At 61.5% G+C, this 17,546-nt stretch carries 18 protein-coding genes; 6 read left to right on the top strand and 12 right to left on the bottom strand.

Going from position 1 to position 17,546, the window contains the following annotated elements:
• Positions 1–238: 238 nt before the first annotated feature.
• The gene (locus FFM81_RS21615) at positions 239–583 is read right to left on the bottom strand and encodes a type II toxin-antitoxin system RelE/ParE family toxin (protein ID WP_138384615.1); all 345 of its coding nucleotides are present in this window, start codon (positions 581–583) and stop codon (positions 239–241) included.
• Entirely contained in the window at positions 570–845 is a 276-nt protein-coding gene (locus FFM81_RS21610; RefSeq protein WP_003572021.1) for a type II toxin-antitoxin system ParD family antitoxin, read from the bottom strand. Before FFM81_RS21610 ends, FFM81_RS21615 begins: the two co-directional genes overlap by 14 nt.
• Before the next feature lie 290 nt (positions 846–1,135).
• Between FFM81_RS21610 and FFM81_RS21605 the strand changes: the two genes are divergently transcribed.
• Positions 1,136–2,047, top strand: a complete 912-nt coding sequence (locus FFM81_RS21605; protein WP_138384616.1) for an acetamidase/formamidase family protein — start codon at positions 1,136–1,138, stop codon at positions 2,045–2,047.
• A gap of 21 nt (positions 2,048–2,068) precedes the next feature.
• Here FFM81_RS21605 and FFM81_RS21600 read toward each other — a convergent pair whose 3' ends face one another.
• A complete protein-coding gene (locus FFM81_RS21600) occupies positions 2,069–2,971 on the bottom strand; it encodes a proline iminopeptidase-family hydrolase (protein ID WP_037092858.1) in 903 nt (300 codons plus the stop codon).
• A 63-nt stretch (positions 2,972–3,034) separates the two neighbouring features.
• A complete protein-coding gene (locus FFM81_RS21595) occupies positions 3,035–3,832 on the bottom strand; it encodes a helix-turn-helix transcriptional regulator (RefSeq protein WP_025417988.1) in 798 nt (265 codons plus the stop codon).
• Between the two features lie 128 nt (positions 3,833–3,960).
• Between FFM81_RS21595 and FFM81_RS21590 the strand changes: the two genes are divergently transcribed.
• Genes FFM81_RS21590 through FFM81_RS21570 form a run of 5 tightly spaced genes read left to right on the top strand, consistent with a single transcriptional unit; the run spans position 3,961 to position 9,929 of the window.
• Complete coding sequence (locus tag FFM81_RS21590) at positions 3,961–4,851, top strand: proline iminopeptidase-family hydrolase (protein ID WP_003572014.1); 891 nt, start codon at positions 3,961–3,963, stop codon at positions 4,849–4,851.
• Between the two features lie 51 nt (positions 4,852–4,902).
• Positions 4,903–5,841: an ABC transporter permease gene (locus tag FFM81_RS21585; RefSeq protein WP_097533057.1), complete on the top strand. Its 939-nt coding sequence runs from the start codon at positions 4,903–4,905 to the stop codon at positions 5,839–5,841.
• Positions 5,838–6,689: an ABC transporter permease gene (locus FFM81_RS21580; RefSeq protein ID WP_025417991.1), complete on the top strand. Its 852-nt coding sequence runs from the start codon at positions 5,838–5,840 to the stop codon at positions 6,687–6,689. Before FFM81_RS21585 ends, FFM81_RS21580 begins: the two co-directional genes overlap by 4 nt.
• Positions 6,686–8,395 (top strand): dipeptide ABC transporter ATP-binding protein, encoded by a 1,710-nt coding sequence (locus FFM81_RS21575; protein ID WP_138384617.1) that lies wholly within the window; start codon positions 6,686–6,688, stop codon positions 8,393–8,395. Before FFM81_RS21580 ends, FFM81_RS21575 begins: the two co-directional genes overlap by 4 nt.
• Positions 8,396–8,414: 19 nt before the next feature.
• Positions 8,415–9,929: an ABC transporter substrate-binding protein gene (locus tag FFM81_RS21570; protein WP_138384618.1), complete on the top strand. Its 1,515-nt coding sequence runs from the start codon at positions 8,415–8,417 to the stop codon at positions 9,927–9,929.
• 77 nt (positions 9,930–10,006) lie between these two features.
• Here the strand turns inward: FFM81_RS21570 and yghU are convergent, their stop codons facing one another.
• The 8 genes from yghU to FFM81_RS21530 form a co-directional block, all read right to left on the bottom strand.
• Positions 10,007–10,882 (bottom strand): glutathione-dependent disulfide-bond oxidoreductase, encoded by an 876-nt coding sequence (gene yghU / locus FFM81_RS21565; protein ID WP_138384619.1) that lies wholly within the window; start codon positions 10,880–10,882, stop codon positions 10,007–10,009.
• A gap of 168 nt (positions 10,883–11,050) precedes the next feature.
• Positions 11,051–12,118 carry an ABC transporter ATP-binding protein gene (locus tag FFM81_RS21560; RefSeq protein ID WP_025417995.1) on the bottom strand — a complete coding sequence of 356 codons (1,068 nt, stop codon included), beginning with the start codon at positions 12,116–12,118 and terminating at the stop codon, positions 11,051–11,053.
• Between the two features lie 24 nt (positions 12,119–12,142).
• Positions 12,143–12,523, bottom strand: a complete 381-nt coding sequence (locus FFM81_RS21555; protein WP_138384620.1) for a cupin domain-containing protein — start codon at positions 12,521–12,523, stop codon at positions 12,143–12,145.
• Positions 12,524–12,539: 16 nt separating this feature from the next.
• Positions 12,540–13,631: a Gfo/Idh/MocA family protein gene (locus tag FFM81_RS21550; RefSeq protein ID WP_025417996.1), complete on the bottom strand. Its 1,092-nt coding sequence runs from the start codon at positions 13,629–13,631 to the stop codon at positions 12,540–12,542.
• Positions 13,632–13,633: 2 nt separating this feature from the next.
• A complete protein-coding gene (locus FFM81_RS21545) occupies positions 13,634–14,461 on the bottom strand; it encodes a carbohydrate ABC transporter permease (RefSeq protein WP_138384621.1) in 828 nt (275 codons plus the stop codon).
• Positions 14,458–15,450 carry a carbohydrate ABC transporter permease gene (locus FFM81_RS21540; RefSeq protein WP_138384622.1) on the bottom strand — a complete coding sequence of 331 codons (993 nt, stop codon included), beginning with the start codon at positions 15,448–15,450 and terminating at the stop codon, positions 14,458–14,460. The genes FFM81_RS21545 and FFM81_RS21540 overlap by 4 nt, the downstream gene beginning before the upstream one ends.
• A complete protein-coding gene (locus tag FFM81_RS21535; RefSeq protein WP_003571996.1) occupies positions 15,450–16,703 on the bottom strand; it encodes an ABC transporter substrate-binding protein in 1,254 nt (417 codons plus the stop codon). The genes FFM81_RS21540 and FFM81_RS21535 overlap by 1 nt, the downstream gene beginning before the upstream one ends.
• An 80-nt stretch (positions 16,704–16,783) precedes the next feature.
• Positions 16,784–17,437, bottom strand: coding sequence for a GntR family transcriptional regulator (locus FFM81_RS21530; RefSeq protein WP_025417999.1), 654 nt, complete (start codon positions 17,435–17,437; stop codon positions 16,784–16,786).
• Positions 17,438–17,546: the final 109 nt, after the last annotated feature.

The raw sequence follows: 17,546 nt of genomic DNA, 5'->3' as shown, positions 1-17,546 counted from the left end.
GTAGGGCTCGAGAAGTACTAAGCGATGTGCCCGCGTATAAGCGAATCTGGCGTAACGCATGTTGTGGAAACATAAAATATATATTTATTATAAGTGGTTAGGTTACGTTGTGCCCCGGCAGCAGCAAAAGCCGACCCAGTCGATAGGATTGCGACATCGTCCGGTTCGACCGGTCCTGCAGAGCGTGCTATCTGAAGTCACCGATGACCAACGGCATCGATCGAGGATACGACCGTCCTTAGCTATCGAGCAGTCGCCCCATCATGTGCCGGATGTGATTTTGAGCGCCGAAAAAGATGGCGGCAACGATGAGTGTCTTGCGGTCCACCACCGGCAGAAACCAAATTGCCGCCTTGTCGCGCCGCACAAACCGGATGCCCGCATAAATATCGGATCGTAAAGTTCCGATGAAGGGTGTTTCGGAAAGCCGTTGTATGGACGAGCGCAATTCGCGAACGCGGCCCGCCGCACGCTCCAAGGCCTCGTCCTCACTATCGCCGAGATCGCTGTAAGCGGCGAAGAGATGGTCGAATATAAGTTCAAAATCCTGTTCCGCTTCGCGGGAATATTTAAGGCTCCACACGAAGAGCTCGCCGTTTCCGCTCGATCATGTCGTCGACGGCGGCCCCCATTGCATCGTCCGATAGCATAGGTCCGTTCAACCGCCGTTGGATCAGTTCCCGAAGGGCTTCCGTTTCCGCCATTTCAGTCTCGGTTTTTTGCCTGAGAAGCTCCAAACCTTGCTGTAAAACCGAACTCAGACTTGAGTACCGCCCATTCTCGACAAGCGATCGGGCAAACGCATCCTGCTGCTCGGTCAGCGAGATCGATGATTTCACGCTCATGATGATCTCCTTTGCTTCAAAGATTGCTACTCAGTCGCATATGTCAAGAGGTTTTGTGATCTGCGGCTATCGATAGAAAGCCATCTCACTTGTTTTCCACGCAGATCGCCAATGAGATGCCACTTGGAGCCACCGCGAGCCCATCGGCCCCGGCATTGCGGCTGACTGGAATTTCGAGTGATGCTGCCGATATTGGCATTGCAGACAATCTCTGATCTAGTCTCGGCCTCTAGGCCCGGCAGTTCAGCCGCAGGCCTCATGGCATTCGAAACGAGCGAGAGCCGTATCTCATGACCACGCACCGCTTCATTCCAACGATCTTTCACAATGTCATTGGCTCGCTCCCGCCGGCCCTGCGCATCGCCGACGGCGATACCGTTGTCACTGAGACGCTCGATGCTGCCGGCCATGACAAGAACGGCGTCAAGCAGACATCCGGGCCCAATCCGATGAACGGCCCGATCTTTGTGGAAGGCGCCGAGCCCGGGGATGCGCTGAAAGTCGAGATCGTCAGCATGATCCCGACCAGGGACACGGGGTTTACCCGCAGCGTCATCGCCGCCAATGTTGTCGATCCCGAAGTTGTCCGCGAACTGCCGCCGCGTGATATCGCCATCTGGACGATCGATCGTGAGGCATTGACCGCCAGGCTTTCCGAGCCGGTTGCCGGTCTTGAAAATCTCATTCTGCCTCTCGCCCCGATGATCGGCTGCTTCGGCGTGGCGCCCAGCCTCGGCCAGGCGATCTCGACTGCGACCAGCGGCGAATATGGCGGCAACATGGATTATCGCCGGTTCGGTCCCGGCACCACGGTTCGTTTTCCGGTATCGGCTGCCGGCGCCTTGTTTTTTCTCGGCGACTGCCATGCCGTGCAGGGGGATGGCGAGATTGTCGGGACCGGCATCGAGACCACCTTCGAAGTCACCGTGCGGCTGACGGTGGAAAAGAAGGCCGGGCTGGTCTGGCCGCGCGGAGAAACCGCCGAAGACATCTTCACCATCGGCAACGCCCGGCCGCTTGATCAGGCACTTCAGCATGCCACCAGCGAAATGTTGACCTGGCTGGCGTCGGATTATGGCCTGGACAGGACGGCGGCCAGCCACCTGCTCGGCCAGGTCGTGCGTTACGACGTCGGCAACGTCTTTGATCCGGCCTATACCATGGCCTGCCGCGTTGCCAAGAAATGGCTGGTTCGCCGATAGGCGATCGCTAGCGCGCGGTTCTCAATCGTGCCGTGACAGGAAAGTGGAAACAGTCGCCAGACAAAGCTGCTTTTCCTCGACATGCGGCATATGGCTGGAATTTTCGAACAGCACCCATTCGCAGCCGGGAACACGTTCGAGGTAGGGCCTGACTACCAGCGGGGTCGCCTCGTCGTATTTTCCCGAGATCAGCAGTGTCGGGGCTTCGATGCGATCGAGCCTGTTCTCGATCGTCCAGTCCTTCATCGTGCCGATGACGTGAAATTCGGTGGGGCCGTTCATGTTGCGGTATACGGTGTTGTCCTCGTCCATGATCGCGAAGGTCCGCGACACTTCGGGCGGCCACGGCACGACACGGCAGACATGGCGGTCATAAAAGACGCGCGAGGCGGCGATATAGTCCGGGTCGGACAGGCTTCCTGCCAGCTCGTGCTTCAGCAGCGTGTCCTGCACCTCCTTCGGCAGTTCCTGCCGCAGCCGGTTGGCCTCCGAAACCCAGGTGTGCATGTTGGCCGGCGAATTGGCTATGACAAGCGCCTTCAGGCCCTGTGGCCGGCGCACCGCATGTTCGGCGCCGAGCATGCCCCCCCAGGATTGGCCGAGGAAGGCATAACGATGCTGGATGCCGAGATGGGCAAGCAGCGCGTCCAGCTCTTCGAGAAACAGGCCGACCGTCCAGAAATCCGGGCCCTTTTCCGGAAGCCGGGTGGAATTGCCGTTGCCGAGCTGGTCGTAGTGGATGACCGGGCGGCCGTCGAGCGCGGCGATATCCTTGAAGGAATCGACATAGTCATGCGTGCAGCCGGGCCCGCCATGGGCGACGATGAGGGGCAGTTTGCCGCTCGTCAGCGAACCGGTGATGCGATACCAGGTGCGATAGTCGCGAAAGGGAAAATAGGCTTCGTTGGTCACGATTTCGGCCACCGGCGTCTCCATCTCTTGGCATCTCGAAGACCAATAGCGTGGCGGCAGCGGCGAAGGCAGCTATCACAAGTTATAGGGTGGCCAGTTCTGGCTCGGCCGGTCTTCGAGCAGGCGGTAATGGGTGGCGCGCACCACGGCCTGGGTGCGGTTGCGGGCGCCGAGTTTTTTTGCCGCGGCGTTCAGATGCATGACGACGGTCGGCACTGAACGGCCGATAATGCGGGAAATTTCCTTGGCGGAATACCCTTCTGCGGAGTGGCGCAGGCACTCGCGTTCGCGTTCGGTCAGGCGAACCGTGCCGACGCTCTTCGCCGTCTTGTCGAAAAGCGAATAAGCGGTCTCGTGGAAGACATGAGCGAGCAGGTTGAAGTCGGCGATATAACGCAGCGCATGCCGCTCGAAATCGTCGTTTCGGCCGAAGCGGATGCCGGTGACGGTTGCATAGTCACCGCGCGGCATATGCACCGGCACGGTGACGCCTGTGGACATGTCGCGTTCGTTCAGGTAGCGCGCCACGGGCGCCGTATCGTCGCTCATGAAGCGCTTGATCAGCGTGTCGGCGTCGGTGTCGTAATTCCAGAAGAACGGCGCGGAGGTGCGCAGCGCCACCTGCTGCACCGGATCGATGCGGAAATAGCCGCGATCGAACCAGTAGTCGTGCATGTCGTCGGAGATGTTCCTGAGCTTCAGCAGCGACGGTATCATGATCGCGCCGTCGAGATCGTAGGGCACCGGCGTATAGTCGTAGATCAGTGCCTCGAAGCCGAGCTGCTTCATCGCTTCGAAGGCCTGGTCGATCCGGCCGTCCAGCGTTTCATGCGCCGTGAACTGCCGTCTGATCGTTCCGATGTCGTCAAGCATGAGCAGCTCCCCGGTTCGAAATGCGCCCTACCCTATCACTTCTTATAGCTGGCACGGCACGCGATTTACGATAAAAATTTAACCATGCCCAAATATTGAGCAAGCGAAATTTTCTGCCGGAGCAATCAATGTGGCGTGAAATACAGCCGGACGCGCGGTTCGACATCGATGTCGATGGCCATCGCGTCGTTGCCTATAGCTTCGGGACCGGCGACGAGACGGTGTTCTGCCTGAACGGCGGTCCCGGCCTGCCTTGCGATTACCTGCGCGAGGCGCACTCCTGCCTCATCGACAAGGGTTACCGCGTCGTCGCCTTCGACCAGCTCGGCACGGGCGCCTCCGACAGGCCTGACGATCTCTCGCTCTGGACGATCGGCCGTTATGTCCAGGAGACGGAGACGGTGCGCAAGGCGCTGGGGCTCGGCAGGGTTCACATGCTCGGCCATTCCTGGGGCGGGTGGCTGGCGATCGACTATGCGCTCACCTATCCCGAGAACCTGAAGACGTTGATCCTCGAGGATACCGTCGCCGACATGCCGCATCTGATCTCGGAACTGGAACGGCTGCGGGCCGCGCTCGGTCCCGAAACCGTCTCGATGATGCAGAAACACGAGGCGCAGGGTACCTACAATCATCCGGAATATCTGGCCGCCGTCACCATCCTCAACTACCGCCATGTTTGCCGCCTGCCGGAATGGCCGGCACCGGTGCGCCGCTCGCTCGACGATTGGAATATGGGGCCCTACGCGACGATGCAGGGACCGAACGAGTTTCTTTATATCGGCAACCTCAAGGACTGGAACCGCATCGCCGATCTGCCGCGGCTGACGCTACCGGTGCTGATCACCACAGGAGAGCATGACGAACTGACGCCGGCCTGCGCGCTCAGGATGAAGCTTGCGCTGCCGAATGCCGAACTCAAGCTGTTTGCCAATGCCAGCCACATGCCGTTCTATGAAAACCCGCAGGACTATTATCCGGCACTTCTCGATTTTCTCGCTCGGAACAAGGCACACTGATGCAAGAGGAAGCGGACCGAAGCCGACGAAGACAGAGGGGCGATCGCCGTCATGCATCGCTATAAATTCGTTCTGACGCGACCGCTGCAGTTCCTGCCCGTCATTTTCGGTATCAGCGTCATCACCTTCATTCTCGTCCGGTTGATCCCCGGTGATCCGGCGCGCAACATCCTCGGCACGCGCGCCACACCGGCTGCCCTTGCCAGCATCCGTGCCCAATACGGTCTCGATCAGCCGATGTGGCTGCAATATGTCTATTTCCTCAAGAACCTCGCCAATGGCGAGATGGGCAAGTCGATCCTCTACAAGATCGACGTGTTGAAGCTGATCGTCACCCGCATCGAGCCGACGCTTGCGCTCGTCGTCTCCAGCGTCGTGCTGTCGGTGCTGATCGCGGTGCCGATGGCGGCGATCGCCGCGCGCAATGCTGGCCGGGCGCCCGATCATGCGGTGCGCATCGTCTCGACCTTCGGCATCGGCTTTCCGCCCTTCTGGCTGGGGCTGATGCTGATCATCCTCTTCAGCGTCGAACTCGGCGTGCTGCCGGTTTCGGGCTATGGCGCCACGCTCGGCGAAAAACTGTCGCATCTCGTGCTGCCGAGCCTGACGGTGGCGCTGTCACTGTCGACCGTGCTGACGCGCAGCCTGCGGGCGGCGATGATCGAGCAGCTGAAATCGGATGTCGCGACCGCGGCGCGCGCCCGCGGCATGCCGGAAGGCATCGTCTTCTGGCGGCATGTCTTGCCGAATTCGCTGGTGCCGACGATCAACCTGCTTGCCGTCAACATCGGCTGGCTGATCGGTGGCACGGTGGTGGTCGAGAGCGTCTTTGCGCTGCCCGGCATGGGGCAGCTTCTCGTCAGGGCGATCTTCTCGCGCGACTACATGGTGGTCCAGGGCGTCGCCATGGTCTTTGCCTGCGCCACCGTGCTCATCAACTTCATCGCCGACATCGTCACCGTCGCCGTCGATCCGAGGGTGAAGCTATGAGCATCGAGGCGATCGCCCCCGCATCCTCAGGCTGGCGCCGGTACTTCGTCCGGCGGCCGATGCTTGTGCTCGGTGCCGGCCTGCTGCTGTTCTTCGTGCTGGTGGCGATCGGCGCGCCTCTTATCGCGCCCTACGATCCGATCATGCAGAATGCCGAGGTGCGCCTGCAGGCGCCTTCGTTGTTGCACCCGTTCGGCACCGACAATTTCGGCCGCGACATCCTCTCCCGCGTCATCTCAGGTGCGCGCCTCGACCTGCAGATGGCGCTGATCGGCGTCATCTTCCCCTTCCTGATCGGAACGACGGTCGGCACCATTGCCGGCTTCTTCGGCGGCATCGTCGATGCGCTGTTCATGCGCCTCGTCGATATCATTCTCGCCTTCCCCTTCCTCGTGCTGATGCTATCGATCATCGCGATCCTCGGCCCGGGCCTCGGCAGTTTCTATATCGCCATGGCGCTGGTCGGCTGGGTGTCCTACGCACGGCTGATCCGGGCGCAGATGCTGGTGCTGAAGGGCAGCGACTACGCCGTGGCCGCCGTCAGTCTCGGCTTCAGCCGCCCGCGCATCATGTTCCGCCATTTGCTGCCGAACGCGATCGCCGGCTCGATCGTCTTTTCGATGTCCGACGCGACGCTGGTGCTGCTCAGTGGTGCGGCCGTCAGCTATCTCGGCCTCGGCGTCCAGCCGCCGATCGCCGAATGGGGCGTGATGGTCGCCGAAGGCCAGAGCTTCATCACTACGGCCTGGTGGATCACCGTGTTTCCCGGCCTCTCCATCGTTTGCCTCGCCTTCGGCTTCAGCATGCTGGGCGATGCGCTCGGCGAATTGCTCGGGGTGCATGAATGAACGGCTCCGTGCTCTCCGTCCGCGATCTCACAGTCAGAGCGCATGCCGATTCCGGCCCGCGCACGCTCATCGATGCGGTGTCGCTCGATCTCGGCAAGGGCGAGATCCTCGGTCTCGTCGGCGAAAGCGGCTCGGGCAAGAGTCTGTTCTGCCGTTCTCTGGTGCGCCTGCTGCCCTCCTCGCTGCTGACGATCGAAAGCGGTAGCGTGCTGCTCGAAGGGCGCGATCTCATGCGGGTCGACGATAGCGAGATGCTGAAGGTGCGCGGCGGCGAGATCGGTATGATCTTCCAGAACCCAACCAGCCATCTCGATCCGGTGATGCGCATCGGCGACCAGATCGCCGAGGGCATCCGCTATCATCAGGGTTTCGGCGCCCGCGAGGCCCGCGCGGCAGCGACGGAAATCCTGGCGCAGGTCGGCTTCCCCGATCCCAAGCGCCAGTACGACAGCTATCCGCACGAATTTTCCGGCGGCATGCGGCAGCGCGCGATGATCGGCGTGGCCCTTTCCTGCAATCCGAAAATCCTGATCGCCGACGAGCCGACCACGGCGCTCGACGTGACCATCCAGGCGCAGATCCTGCGGCTGTTGATCGACATTCGCGACCAGCGCGGCCTGTCGATCATTCTGATCACCCATGATCTCGGCATCGTCGCCCAGACCTGCGACCGCATCGCCGTGCTGCGCGGCGGCAAGCTCATCGAAGAAGGGCCGAAGCGGGCAATCCTGGCGCGGCCGCAGCATCCCTATACGATCAACCTGATCAACAGCCACCCTTCCCTGCCGGGCGGGATCGCAGCGCCGCCGCTCGAAATTGCCGAGCTCAGCCGGCGGGCGAGACCCTTGCTGGAAATCGACGATCTGCACGTGCGCTTCAGAGCCGGCGGCAGCCTGCTCAAGGGTGGCGCCAAGACGGTCAGCGCCGTTGCCGGCGTCAGCCTGCAGATCATGCCGGGCGAGATGGTCGGCATCGTCGGCGAATCCGGCAGCGGCAAGAGCACGCTTGCCCGCGCCGTGCTCGGTCTCACGCCGCTTTCCTCGGGTCATGTCACCTTCGACGGGATCGATCTCGCCCTGCAAAAAAGCGCCGGCCTCGCAAAGCTTAGGCGCGAGACGGCGATGGTCTTTCAGGACCCCTATAATGCCCTCAATCCACGGCTGACGATCGGGCAGATGCTGGCCGAGGTGCTGAAGGTGCAGGGCAAGGTCGCCAAGGCCGATATCCCAGCGCGGGTCGGCGAACTGCTTGATCTCGTCGGCCTCGAACGCGAATTCGCCGGCCGCAAACCGCGCAGCATGAGCGGCGGCCAGTGCCAGCGCGCCGGCATCGCCCGGGCGCTCGCCGTCGATCCGAAGATGATCATCGCCGACGAATGCGTTGCCGCCCTCGACGTCACCATCCAGGCGCAGATCATCGAACTCTTTCGTGAGCTCACGGCGAAGATGAACCTCACGCTGATCTTCATCGCCCATGATCTCGCGATCGTCCGCAATCTCTGCGAACGCGTCGTTGTGATGTATCGCGGCGAAATCGTCGAGGAGGGCCGCTCAGAAGAGGTCTTCGCGCGGCCGAAACATGCCTATACGGCGGCGCTGATCGCAGCCATTCCCGACATCGATCCTGACAAGCGGCTGCTTCAAGACGCCGGCGGCAAGGACGATCCGCAATCGATGCCGATTCAATCCATCAAACGCATGCCATAACAACGAAGGGAACGAATTCATGACAAACAGGTGGAAATCAATCGGGCTTGCAGCCTTGCTCGCCGGCCTGACGCTCAGCGCAAGCTATGCCGAGGCGTCCGGCGTGCTCACCATCGGCCGACGCGAGGATTCGACGACATTCGACCCGATCAAGACCGCCCAGAACATCGACAATTGGGTATTCTCCAACGTCTACGACGTGCTGATCCGCGTCGACAAGACCGGCACCAAACTGGAGCCGGGCCTTGCCGAAAGCTGGACTGCCTCGGATGACGGAATGATCTACACCTTCAAGATCCGCGATGCGAAATTCTCCGACGGTTCGCCGCTGACGGCGGAAGACGCGGCCTACAGCCTGCTGCGCATCCGCGACGACCCTGCCTCGCTGTGGAGCGATTCCTACAAGGTGATCGACACCGCGGTAGCGACCGACGCGCATACGCTGACGGTCAAGCTCAAAAACCCGTCCGCGCCGTTCCTTTCGACGCTGGCGCTGCCGAATGCCTCGGTCATCTCCAAGAAGGGCATGGAATCGCTGGGCCCCGACGCCTATGGCGAAAAGCCGATCGCATCCGGCGCCTTCACAGTCGAGGAATGGCGGCGCGGCGACCGGGTCATCCTGAAGAAGAACCCCAATTTCTGGCAGGCCGACCGCGTCAAGCTCGACGGTGTCGAGTGGATCTCGGTGCCGGACGACAATACCCGCATGCTGAACGTCCAGGCCGGCGAACTGGATACGGCAATCTTCGTGCCTTTTTCTCGCGTCGAGGAGCTGAAAAAGGACCCGAATCTCAACGTCGATATCGACGCTTCGACCCGTGAGGATCATCTGCTGATCAACCATGCGCATGGGGCGCTCGGCAAGAAGGAAGTCCGCCAGGCGCTGGATCTGGCGATCGACAAGAAGGCGATCGTCGATACCGTCACCTTCGGCCAGGGTACCGTGGCCAATTCTTATATTCCGAAGGGCGCGCTCTACTATTACGCCGACAATCTGCAGCGGGCTTACGATCCGGCGAAGGCAAAGCAGCTGCTCGCGGCCGCCGGTGCCGCCGACCTGACGCTGAATTACCTGGTCCGTGCCGGCGACGAAGTCGATGAACAGACGGCGGTGCTGGTCCAGCAGCAGTTGCAGAAGGCCGGCATTACGGCCAATCTGCAGAAGGTCGATCCGAGCCAGGAATGGGACATGACTGTTGCCGGCGATTACGACATCTCGGTCAACTACTGGACCAACGACATTCTCGATCCGGACCAGAAGACCACCTTCGTCCTCGGCCACGATTCCAATAATAATTATCTGACCAACTACAAGAACGAGGCGGTGAAGGAACTGGTCGCCAAGGCGCGTCTCGAACTCGACCCGAAGAAGCGCGAAGGGATGTATGTCGAGCTGCAGAAGATGGCCAAGGACGACGTCAACTGGATCGATCTCTATTACAGCCCCTATATCAACGTCTCGCGCAAGAATATCGAGAATTTCCACCAGAACCCGCTCGGCCGTTTCTTCCTGGAAGACACCGTCAAGAACTGAGTTCGGGCAGCTCGCAAAGCTCCGTCGCCGCAAAGGCGGCGGAGCCTGATTTATTGCAAGGAACTGATGCGGCTTGCTTATTCGGCAGCCGCCAGCTTGTCCTGCGTCCTTGTTTCGAAGTCGCTGGCGTCGTGGCGCTCGTGCAATTGCGTCGAGGGCTCGCCGGAGAGGCGGTTGACCATCCGGCCGCGCTGCACGGCCGGCCTGCTGTGGATGGTGTCGGCCCAGCGCAGAACGTTCTTATAGTCCTCGACCTGCAGGAATTCGGCCGCGCCGTAGGTCCAGCCCTTCACCAGGCCGCCATACCAGGGCCAGACGGCAATATCGGCGATCGTGTATTCATCGCCTGCCAGATATTCGCTTTCGGCCAGGCGGCGATCGAGCACGTCGAGCTGACGCTTCACCTCCATGGCGAAGCGGTCGATCGCATATTCGATTTTGACAGGCGCATAGGCGTAGAAATGGCCGAAGCCGCCGCCGAGGTAGGGTGCGCTTCCCATCTGCCAGAACAGCCATGACAGGCATTCGGCGCGCTCAGCCGGCTCGGTCGGCAGCAAGGCGCCGAATTTCTCGGCGAGATAGGTGAGGATGGCGCCGGACTCGAAGACACGGATCGGCTTTGCGCCGCTGCGGTCCATCAGCGCTGGGATCTTCGAGTTGGGATTGACGGCGACGAAGCCGCTGCCGAACTGGTCGCCATCGCCGATCCTGATCAGCCAGGCGTCGTATTCCGCACCGCTATGGCCGAGCGCCAATAGCTCCTCGAGCATGATCGTGACCTTCTGGCCGTTCGGCGTGCCGAGCGAATAGAGCTGCAGCGGATGGCGGCCGATCGGAAGCTCCTTCTCATGCGTCGGACCTGCGATCGGCCGGTTGATGCTGGCGAATTGACCGCCATTCGCCTTGTTCCACGTCCAGACCTTCGGGGGCGTATAATCGGAAGAACCGCTCATCTTTCAAACTCCTGCTATGGTCAGATAGGATCGCGGCGCCATCGTCTGGCCACCGCATTTTTCCTGACATAGCAGAGGCGACGCGCTTTGTCAGAGGTGTAGGAGCGACCTCACACAATCGTCAGAATATTAGCAAGTGTGGGGAGGATGCGGTTTCAAGGATCCGTTTCAGGTCAGGCGCCGGCCTGTCGCGGCCGAAAACAGATGGTCGCTGGCCGCCCGCAAGGTGAAGCGGATCGTGTCGCCAGGCCTTACGGCGATGCGCTCGCGAAACAGCATATTGACGTTTTCTTCGCCGATCCGGGCGACGACCTGCGTCTCTGCCCCCGTCGGCTCGACGACGACGATCTTCGCTGGTGCTCCCTCGTCGGCGACGACGAACTGTTCTGGCCTGATGCCGTAGATGAGTTCCTCGCCGGGATCGGCCGTACCGGGGCGCAATGACAGCGGCATGGCGATGCCGCTCTCGGTGCGGAAGATCGAAGGCGCGTCGGCCTGGATGCGACCCTTGAGCAGGTTCATCGCCGGCATGCCGATGAAGCCGGCGACGAAGGTGGTCGCCGGGCGATCGTAGATATCAAGTGGCGTGCCGATTTGCTCGACGATGCCGTCGCGCATCACGACGATTCGGTCAGCCATGGTCATCGCCTCGGTCTGGTCATGGGTGACATAGACGGTGGTGATCTTCAGCCGCTGGTGCAGCTCCTTGATCTCGGCGCGCATCGCCACGCGCAGCTTGGCGTCGAGATTGGAAAGCGGTTCGTCGAAGAGGAACACCTTCGGATCGCGCACGATCGCCCGGCCCATGGCGACGCGCTGGCGCTGGCCGCCCGAGAGATGACGGGGATGGCGGTCGAGATAGGGTTCGAGCGCCAGGATCTTTGCGGCGGACTGCACCCGGCGGCCGATCTCCTCCTGGGCGGTGCCGCGCAGCTTCAGGGAAAAGCCCATATTCTCGGCCACCGTCAGATGCGGATAGAGCGCATAGCTCTGGAACACCATGGCGATATCCCGGTCCTTCGACGGCAGGTCGTTGACCATGCGCCCGCCGATCGAAAGCTGACCGTCCGAAATCGTCTCCAGACCGGCGATCATGCGCAGCAGGGTGGACTTGCCGCAGCCGGACGGCCCGACCAGCACGATGAATTCGCCATCCTCGATATCGACGTCGACGCCGTGGATAACAGGCAGGCTGCCGTAGGACTTGCGGATATTGTGAAGTGCGATCGACGCCATGATGTTTTCCCTTTCAAACGGCGCTCAGGCCGCCCCCTCGCCTTCATGATTGACCGCCGTCCGGGTGCCGGAGGAGAACATGATCAGGGCGAAGAGCGGTTCGGCGCCGAGCGCGCGCGCCCAGTGGCGGATATTGCGGGGGATGCGGATCGCGTCGCCAGGTTCGAGCCGATAAAGCGCATCGCCGAGCTTGTGCTCGCAAACGCCGGAGACGACGTAGAGAATCTCCTCGCAATCGGGATGCGAGTGCAGCTGATTGCGTTCCCCGGGATTGATGCGGCAGGTGCCGAAGGTCATCTCGGCGCCGGGCGTGCCGTCGCCGGTGATCTTCCAGTTCAGCTCGCCCCAGCTGGTCGGCATGAATTCGCCGCCGGCTTTCCTGAAAATCACATCGGTATCGCTCAAGGCGGTCCCTCCCCTGTCAGAGATTGGTGCTGACGCCGGCATCCGTGCGTCTGTAGAATTCGAAGAGCTTCATGATCTCGCGGGCGATTTCGAGCGTGCCCCTTGTGATCGGCATGCCGGCGAGGATCGCATCCGTCAGATGCAGGATCTCGGGCACATAGCCGAGATAGAAGAGGTTGTTGTTGTAGAGCTGGCCGAGCGAATGCTCCGGCTCGTAGAGGAGCGCCGCATTCTCGTCCGGCTGGATGAAGCTTGTGGCGCGGCCGTAGGACGGCAGGTCCGCCTTGCGGAAATAGATCAGCCGGCTGCCGTTTTCGACGATGGCGTTGGCGCCCTCGCCAATGATCTCCACCCGCTCGAAGATGCTGCCGCCCGATTGGCCGGCAGCAAGATGCAGCGTGCCGATCGCGCCGGAGCGGAAGCGCAGGCTGGTGACCGTCGCCCCGGTCAACGTTTCCCATTCATAGGCGGCGCGTTCGATTTCGCCGCCGAGGAAGTTGAGGATCGCGCCGGGATGGTAGATATGGTCGAGGAAGCTCTGCATCTTGACGAGATCGGCGCGGTCTTCCGGTCTCGGCAGGCTCTGGGGATAGCGGACATTGATCGAGGTCAGCCTGCCGAAACCCGGCGAGCCGATCAAGTCCTTGAGCTTCTCGATCGTCGGAAAGAAAGTTTTCTTGAGGCCGGTCATCACCATACGGCCGGCCGCCGCACTTGCCGCCTGCAGCCTTTCGATATCCTCGATGCTTGCTGCTGTCGGCTTTTCCATCCAGACGTGAGCGCCTGCCGCCAGCGCGTCGAGCGCCAGGTCGGTCGCCTGGACCCGGCCATCGGGATGATAGGCGGTGACGAGAAACACCAATTCGGGCTTTTCCCGCTCCAGCATCTCGCGATGATCCGTATAGGCCTTGCCGGCGCCGAAGAGCTTGGCGAATTTCTCGGCCCGGTCGAGATCGAGATCGCAGATGCCGGCGAGTTCGACCGGCGCATAACGCAGCGCCGGATAGATATTGCGGTAGGCATGGCCGCCGGCGCCGATGAAGCAGGCCTTGATGCGATGATCGAATTCAAAGTTGTAGCGGATTTCCCGATGGACGTGATGCGACATGGTCAGCCCTTGATTGCTCCCTGCGTCAGCCCCTCGGTGAATCGGCGCTGCATCAGGATGTAGAGAAGTATGATCGGCAGGAACGAAATGACGGTCCCGGAAAAGACCAGGCGATAATCGGAGGCATAGGTGCTGGCAAAACGGACCAGTCCGAGCGGCAGCGTCTGTACCTCGGGGCTGATCAGCACGATCAGCGGCAGGAAGAAGTCGTTCCAGGTGGAGAGCGCGCTGATGATGACGAGCGCCTGCACCGCCGGCGTCGAGATCGGCAGAAAGACCTTGGTGAGGATCTGGAAATGCGAGGCCCCGTCGATCTTGGCGGCTTCGATCAGATCATCCGGCACGCCGATGAAGAAGCTCCGCATCAGGAATATACCGAAGGGAATGCCGTTGCTGACCTGCACCAGCACGATACCAGCAAGCGTGTTGACGAGGTTCAGCCCGAAGAGCACCTGGTACAGCGGGATGACGATCGCCTGTACGGGCACGGTGAGGCCGAGGATGAAAGCGTAGAACAGCCACTCCCGGCCGGGAAAACGGATCTTGGCAAGGGCATAACCGGCCGGCGCACAGGTGACGAGCGACAGGACGACGACGCCGACGAGGTTGATGAGGCTGTTGCCGACCAGGTCGCCGAAGCCGCCGATCTGCCAGGCGTCGAGATAATTCCGCCACATCAGGTCGGCGGGCCAGGTGAAGGGGTCGGCCCGGCCGATCTCTGCCTCGGTCTTGAAGCTCGAGACCACCAGCCAGAGGAAGGGGGCGAGGATCAGGATCAGGGCGGGAGTCAGCGCCAGCGCCACCGGCCATTCGCGGTTGCGCACACTCATTGGGAAAGCCTCGCGCGCCAGCGGTTGAAGACGATGGTGATGGCGATCGCGAGCAGGCTGAGCAGGATGCAGAGCACCGCCGCAAGCCCGTGATCCTGGGACTGGAAGGCAAGCCGGTAAATATAGGTGGTGATCAGTTCGCTCTGATAGAACGGCCCGCCATTGGTCATGACGAAGACCGTGGCGAAGCCCTTCAGGCCGTTGATCATCGCCAGCGAGACGACGAAGGTTGTCACTTCGCGAAGCCCCGGCAGCGTGACATAGATCAGCTTCTGGAAAGCGTTGGCGCCGTCCACTTCCGCAGCATCGTAAAGCGAGTGGTCGATATTCTGCAGGCCGGCGATGAAGAGCAGCATGTAAAGGCCGAAACCCTGCCACGAGCTTGCGATGTTGACGGAGAACAGCACAAGGGCGGGATCGGAAAGCCAGCCTTGCGTGAAGGCGCCGAGGCCGATCCGCGTCAGCGCCGTATTCATGAGGCCGAAAAACGGATCGTAGATATTGGCCCAGATGATGCCGACCACGGCGAGCGACACCAGATGCGGCAGGAAGAAAGCGGTGCGGAAGAACACCTGGGTGATCCTGAGCCTGCTGACGGCAAGCGCCAGCAGCAGGCCGAGGCCGCCGGCCATGACCACATGATAGGCCAGCCAGAGGAAAGTATGGGCGAGGCTCTTCCAGACGATCGGATCCTGCGCCGCCTTGGCGTAATTGTCGAAGCCGACGAAGCTTGCGGAGGTATTGAAGCCGGCCGAACCGTTGAAGCTCAGCCAGAAGGTGGCGGCTATCGGCAGCAGGGTGAAGACGGCATAGAACGCGAGCGCTGGCGCCATCAGCCAGAATGCGGTGCCGGCATCGCCGTCGGATGAGCCGGACCCGGCCACCCCGCGTTTGGACATACGGGCGAATGTGCCACCCGTATGCCCCGCTACGGCGGGTGCAGTGCTGAGAGGAGCCACGACCTTGCCGGGTGTTTCCGGGATCACCACTATTTCGCCTCTGCCATCTTCGCCTGGATCTGCTTCATGCCGTCCTCGCCACCGATTTGGCCGGAGATCAGGCCCTGGATGACCTGGAAGTAGGTGTCGAGCACCGGCCCGGGCAGGTAGACGCTCGGATTGTAGCCGACGCCGCCGGCGGCAGCCGCGAAGATCTCTTTCAAGACAGGGGTCGGCGGTTCGACGCCGGGGATCTCGCGCGGATAGATCATCGTGCTTGCCGGATCCTGCGCGCGCTTCTTCATCACCGCATCCGACAGCGTGAAGTCGATCCACTTCATCGCCAGTTCCGGCTGCTTTGAATTGACCGGCACCAGCCAGCTCCAGCCGACACCGCCGGTCGGTATCGCCGCACCCTTGATATCGGAGGGCATGGGCGCATAACCGGCATTGGTGAGATCATAGCCGGCTTTGCGGGCATTGGCGGTGAACCATGGGCCGGCGACGAACATCGCGGCGCGCTTGTTGAACCAGAGGCGTGAAGCGCCGTCGAGGTCGAGCCCCGCCATCTCCTTCTTGATGTCGCCCGCTTCGACCAGCTTTTGCAGCCGCACGGCGCCAGCGGCGACGGAGGGATCGTCCCAGGCGATCTCGCGGCGCAGCGCCTTGCCGATCACCTCCTTACCGCTTGCCGATTGCAACAGGTTGCCGAAGAGATGACCGGCGCTGCCGGTCGTGCGTGGACCGATGGCGATCGGCTGCAGGCCGGTCGCCTCGATCGACTTCATCAGTGCTTCGAACTCGGCCCACGTCGCGGGGATCTTCCAGCCGGCCTGGTCAAAAACGTCCTTGTGATACCAGATGCCCAGCGCATCGAGACCATCGGGAACTTCGTAGATTTCCCCGCCGAACTGGCTCTTCAGCTCGGTGTAGAGCCAGGGATAGATCTGATCCTTCCAACCGCGCTTTTCATATTGCTCGGTGAGCGGCATGACCTGTTTGGCGTTCTTGACGACGCTGATGCGGCCGATGCCGGAATTGGTGAGGATGACATCCGGGCCGGCATCCGACTGGATCGCCGCCTGCACCGCGCCGTTGCTGATCGTCCCGGTCGGCGGCATGAACTCGATTGTTACACCGGGATTGGCTTTTTCGAAATCGGCCTTGATGCCGTTCCACAGCTGCGCCACCAGCGGTTCGGTGATCTGCTCCGGACCCCACATCTTCAGAGTTTCGGCATGCGCCGGCAAGGTTACGGCGATCATCGCCGCCAGCGCCGTTGTACGGGCAAGAAATTTCAGCATTGCTCCCTCCTCCGGGCCGCTCCTCGGCCACGTTTTTTGACAGTCGAAAAGGAGACCTCCCTCTCCTTCACTTCATCCGGCTAACCCTTCTGAAACCGCGCCATGACGGCCTGCTGGACGTCGCTGATATGCGCGTGCATCAGCGCCTTGGCCCGGGCAATGTCGCGAGCCCGAAAAGCCTGCAGGATCTGATCGCGTTCCTCGGCGGCCCTCTCGGCGAGATCGCGGCTCTCATTGGCGATCGAGCGGCAGATCTGGACCTGCAGCGCAAGCCGCGCCAGCGTTTCGATCAGCGGCGCGCTTCCCGAAAGCTCGGCAATGGTCTCGTGAAACTCCTTGTCGCGGATGCCGTAAGTCTGCATGTCGCCGCGGCGCAGTGCGGCAACCGCCTCGTCCAGGATGCGCTCGAAACCGGCGATATGCCGGTCGCTCATCTGCGGCACGGCGAGCTCGACCGCGAAGCATTCGAGCGTCTTGCGCAGCTCGTAGAGATCGTCGATCTCCTTCGGCGCGAAACTGCGCACGAAGAAGCCGCGATAAGGTTTGATCTCGATCAGCCCTTCCTTGGCAAGTGTGCCGATCGCCTCGCGGAATGGCGTGCGGCTGACCTGCAGGCGCTCCGTCAGTTCCTTTTCGTCGATCGAGACGCCGCTCGGCAGCTCGCCGGAGACGATCAGGCGAACGATTTCCTCGTAGATCCGCTCGCGAAGAGTGAGGTGACGCGGTGCGTTCATGGTCTCCATTTCCGTCTGGTCTTCATGTTGTAAGTATGCAATATACGAAAGAATATACAATATGGAAAATACAAAAACTGAGATTTTATCCGGAATCAGTTGGGGTAAG

The organism is Rhizobium hidalgonense (genome assembly GCF_005862185.2).
In the GTDB taxonomy this organism is placed as follows: domain Bacteria; phylum Pseudomonadota; class Alphaproteobacteria; order Rhizobiales; family Rhizobiaceae; genus Rhizobium; species Rhizobium hidalgonense.
The sequence above is the reverse complement of the archived record's forward strand: the minus strand, read 5'-3'. Positions and strand labels throughout refer to the sequence as shown.

Bases quoted from the DNA above. Each gene is read 5' to 3' on its own strand.
- FFM81_RS21610 (WP_003572021.1), bottom strand. From the start codon at position 845: ATGAGCGTGAAATCATCGATCTCGCTGACCGAGCAGCAGGATGCGTTT.
- FFM81_RS21605 (WP_138384616.1), top strand. From the start codon at position 1,136: ATGACCACGCACCGCTTCATTCCAACGATCTTTCACAATGTCATTGGC.
- FFM81_RS21595 (WP_025417988.1), bottom strand. From the start codon at position 3,832: ATGCTTGACGACATCGGAACGATCAGACGGCAGTTCACGGCGCATGAA.
- FFM81_RS21590 (WP_003572014.1), top strand. From the start codon at position 3,961: ATGTGGCGTGAAATACAGCCGGACGCGCGGTTCGACATCGATGTCGAT.
- FFM81_RS21585 (WP_097533057.1), top strand. From the start codon at position 4,903: ATGCATCGCTATAAATTCGTTCTGACGCGACCGCTGCAGTTCCTGCCC.
- FFM81_RS21580 (WP_025417991.1), top strand. From the start codon at position 5,838: ATGAGCATCGAGGCGATCGCCCCCGCATCCTCAGGCTGGCGCCGGTAC.
- FFM81_RS21575 (WP_138384617.1), top strand. From the start codon at position 6,686: ATGAACGGCTCCGTGCTCTCCGTCCGCGATCTCACAGTCAGAGCGCAT.
- FFM81_RS21570 (WP_138384618.1), top strand. From the start codon at position 8,415: ATGACAAACAGGTGGAAATCAATCGGGCTTGCAGCCTTGCTCGCCGGC.
- yghU (WP_138384619.1), bottom strand. From the start codon at position 10,882: ATGAGCGGTTCTTCCGATTATACGCCCCCGAAGGTCTGGACGTGGAAC.
- FFM81_RS21560 (WP_025417995.1), bottom strand. From the start codon at position 12,118: ATGGCGTCGATCGCACTTCACAATATCCGCAAGTCCTACGGCAGCCTG.
- FFM81_RS21550 (WP_025417996.1), bottom strand. From the start codon at position 13,631: ATGTCGCATCACGTCCATCGGGAAATCCGCTACAACTTTGAATTCGAT.
- FFM81_RS21545 (WP_138384621.1), bottom strand. From the start codon at position 14,461: ATGAGTGTGCGCAACCGCGAATGGCCGGTGGCGCTGGCGCTGACTCCC.
- FFM81_RS21535 (WP_003571996.1), bottom strand. From the start codon at position 16,703: ATGCTGAAATTTCTTGCCCGTACAACGGCGCTGGCGGCGATGATCGCC.
- FFM81_RS21530 (WP_025417999.1), bottom strand. From the start codon at position 17,437: ATGAACGCACCGCGTCACCTCACTCTTCGCGAGCGGATCTACGAGGAA.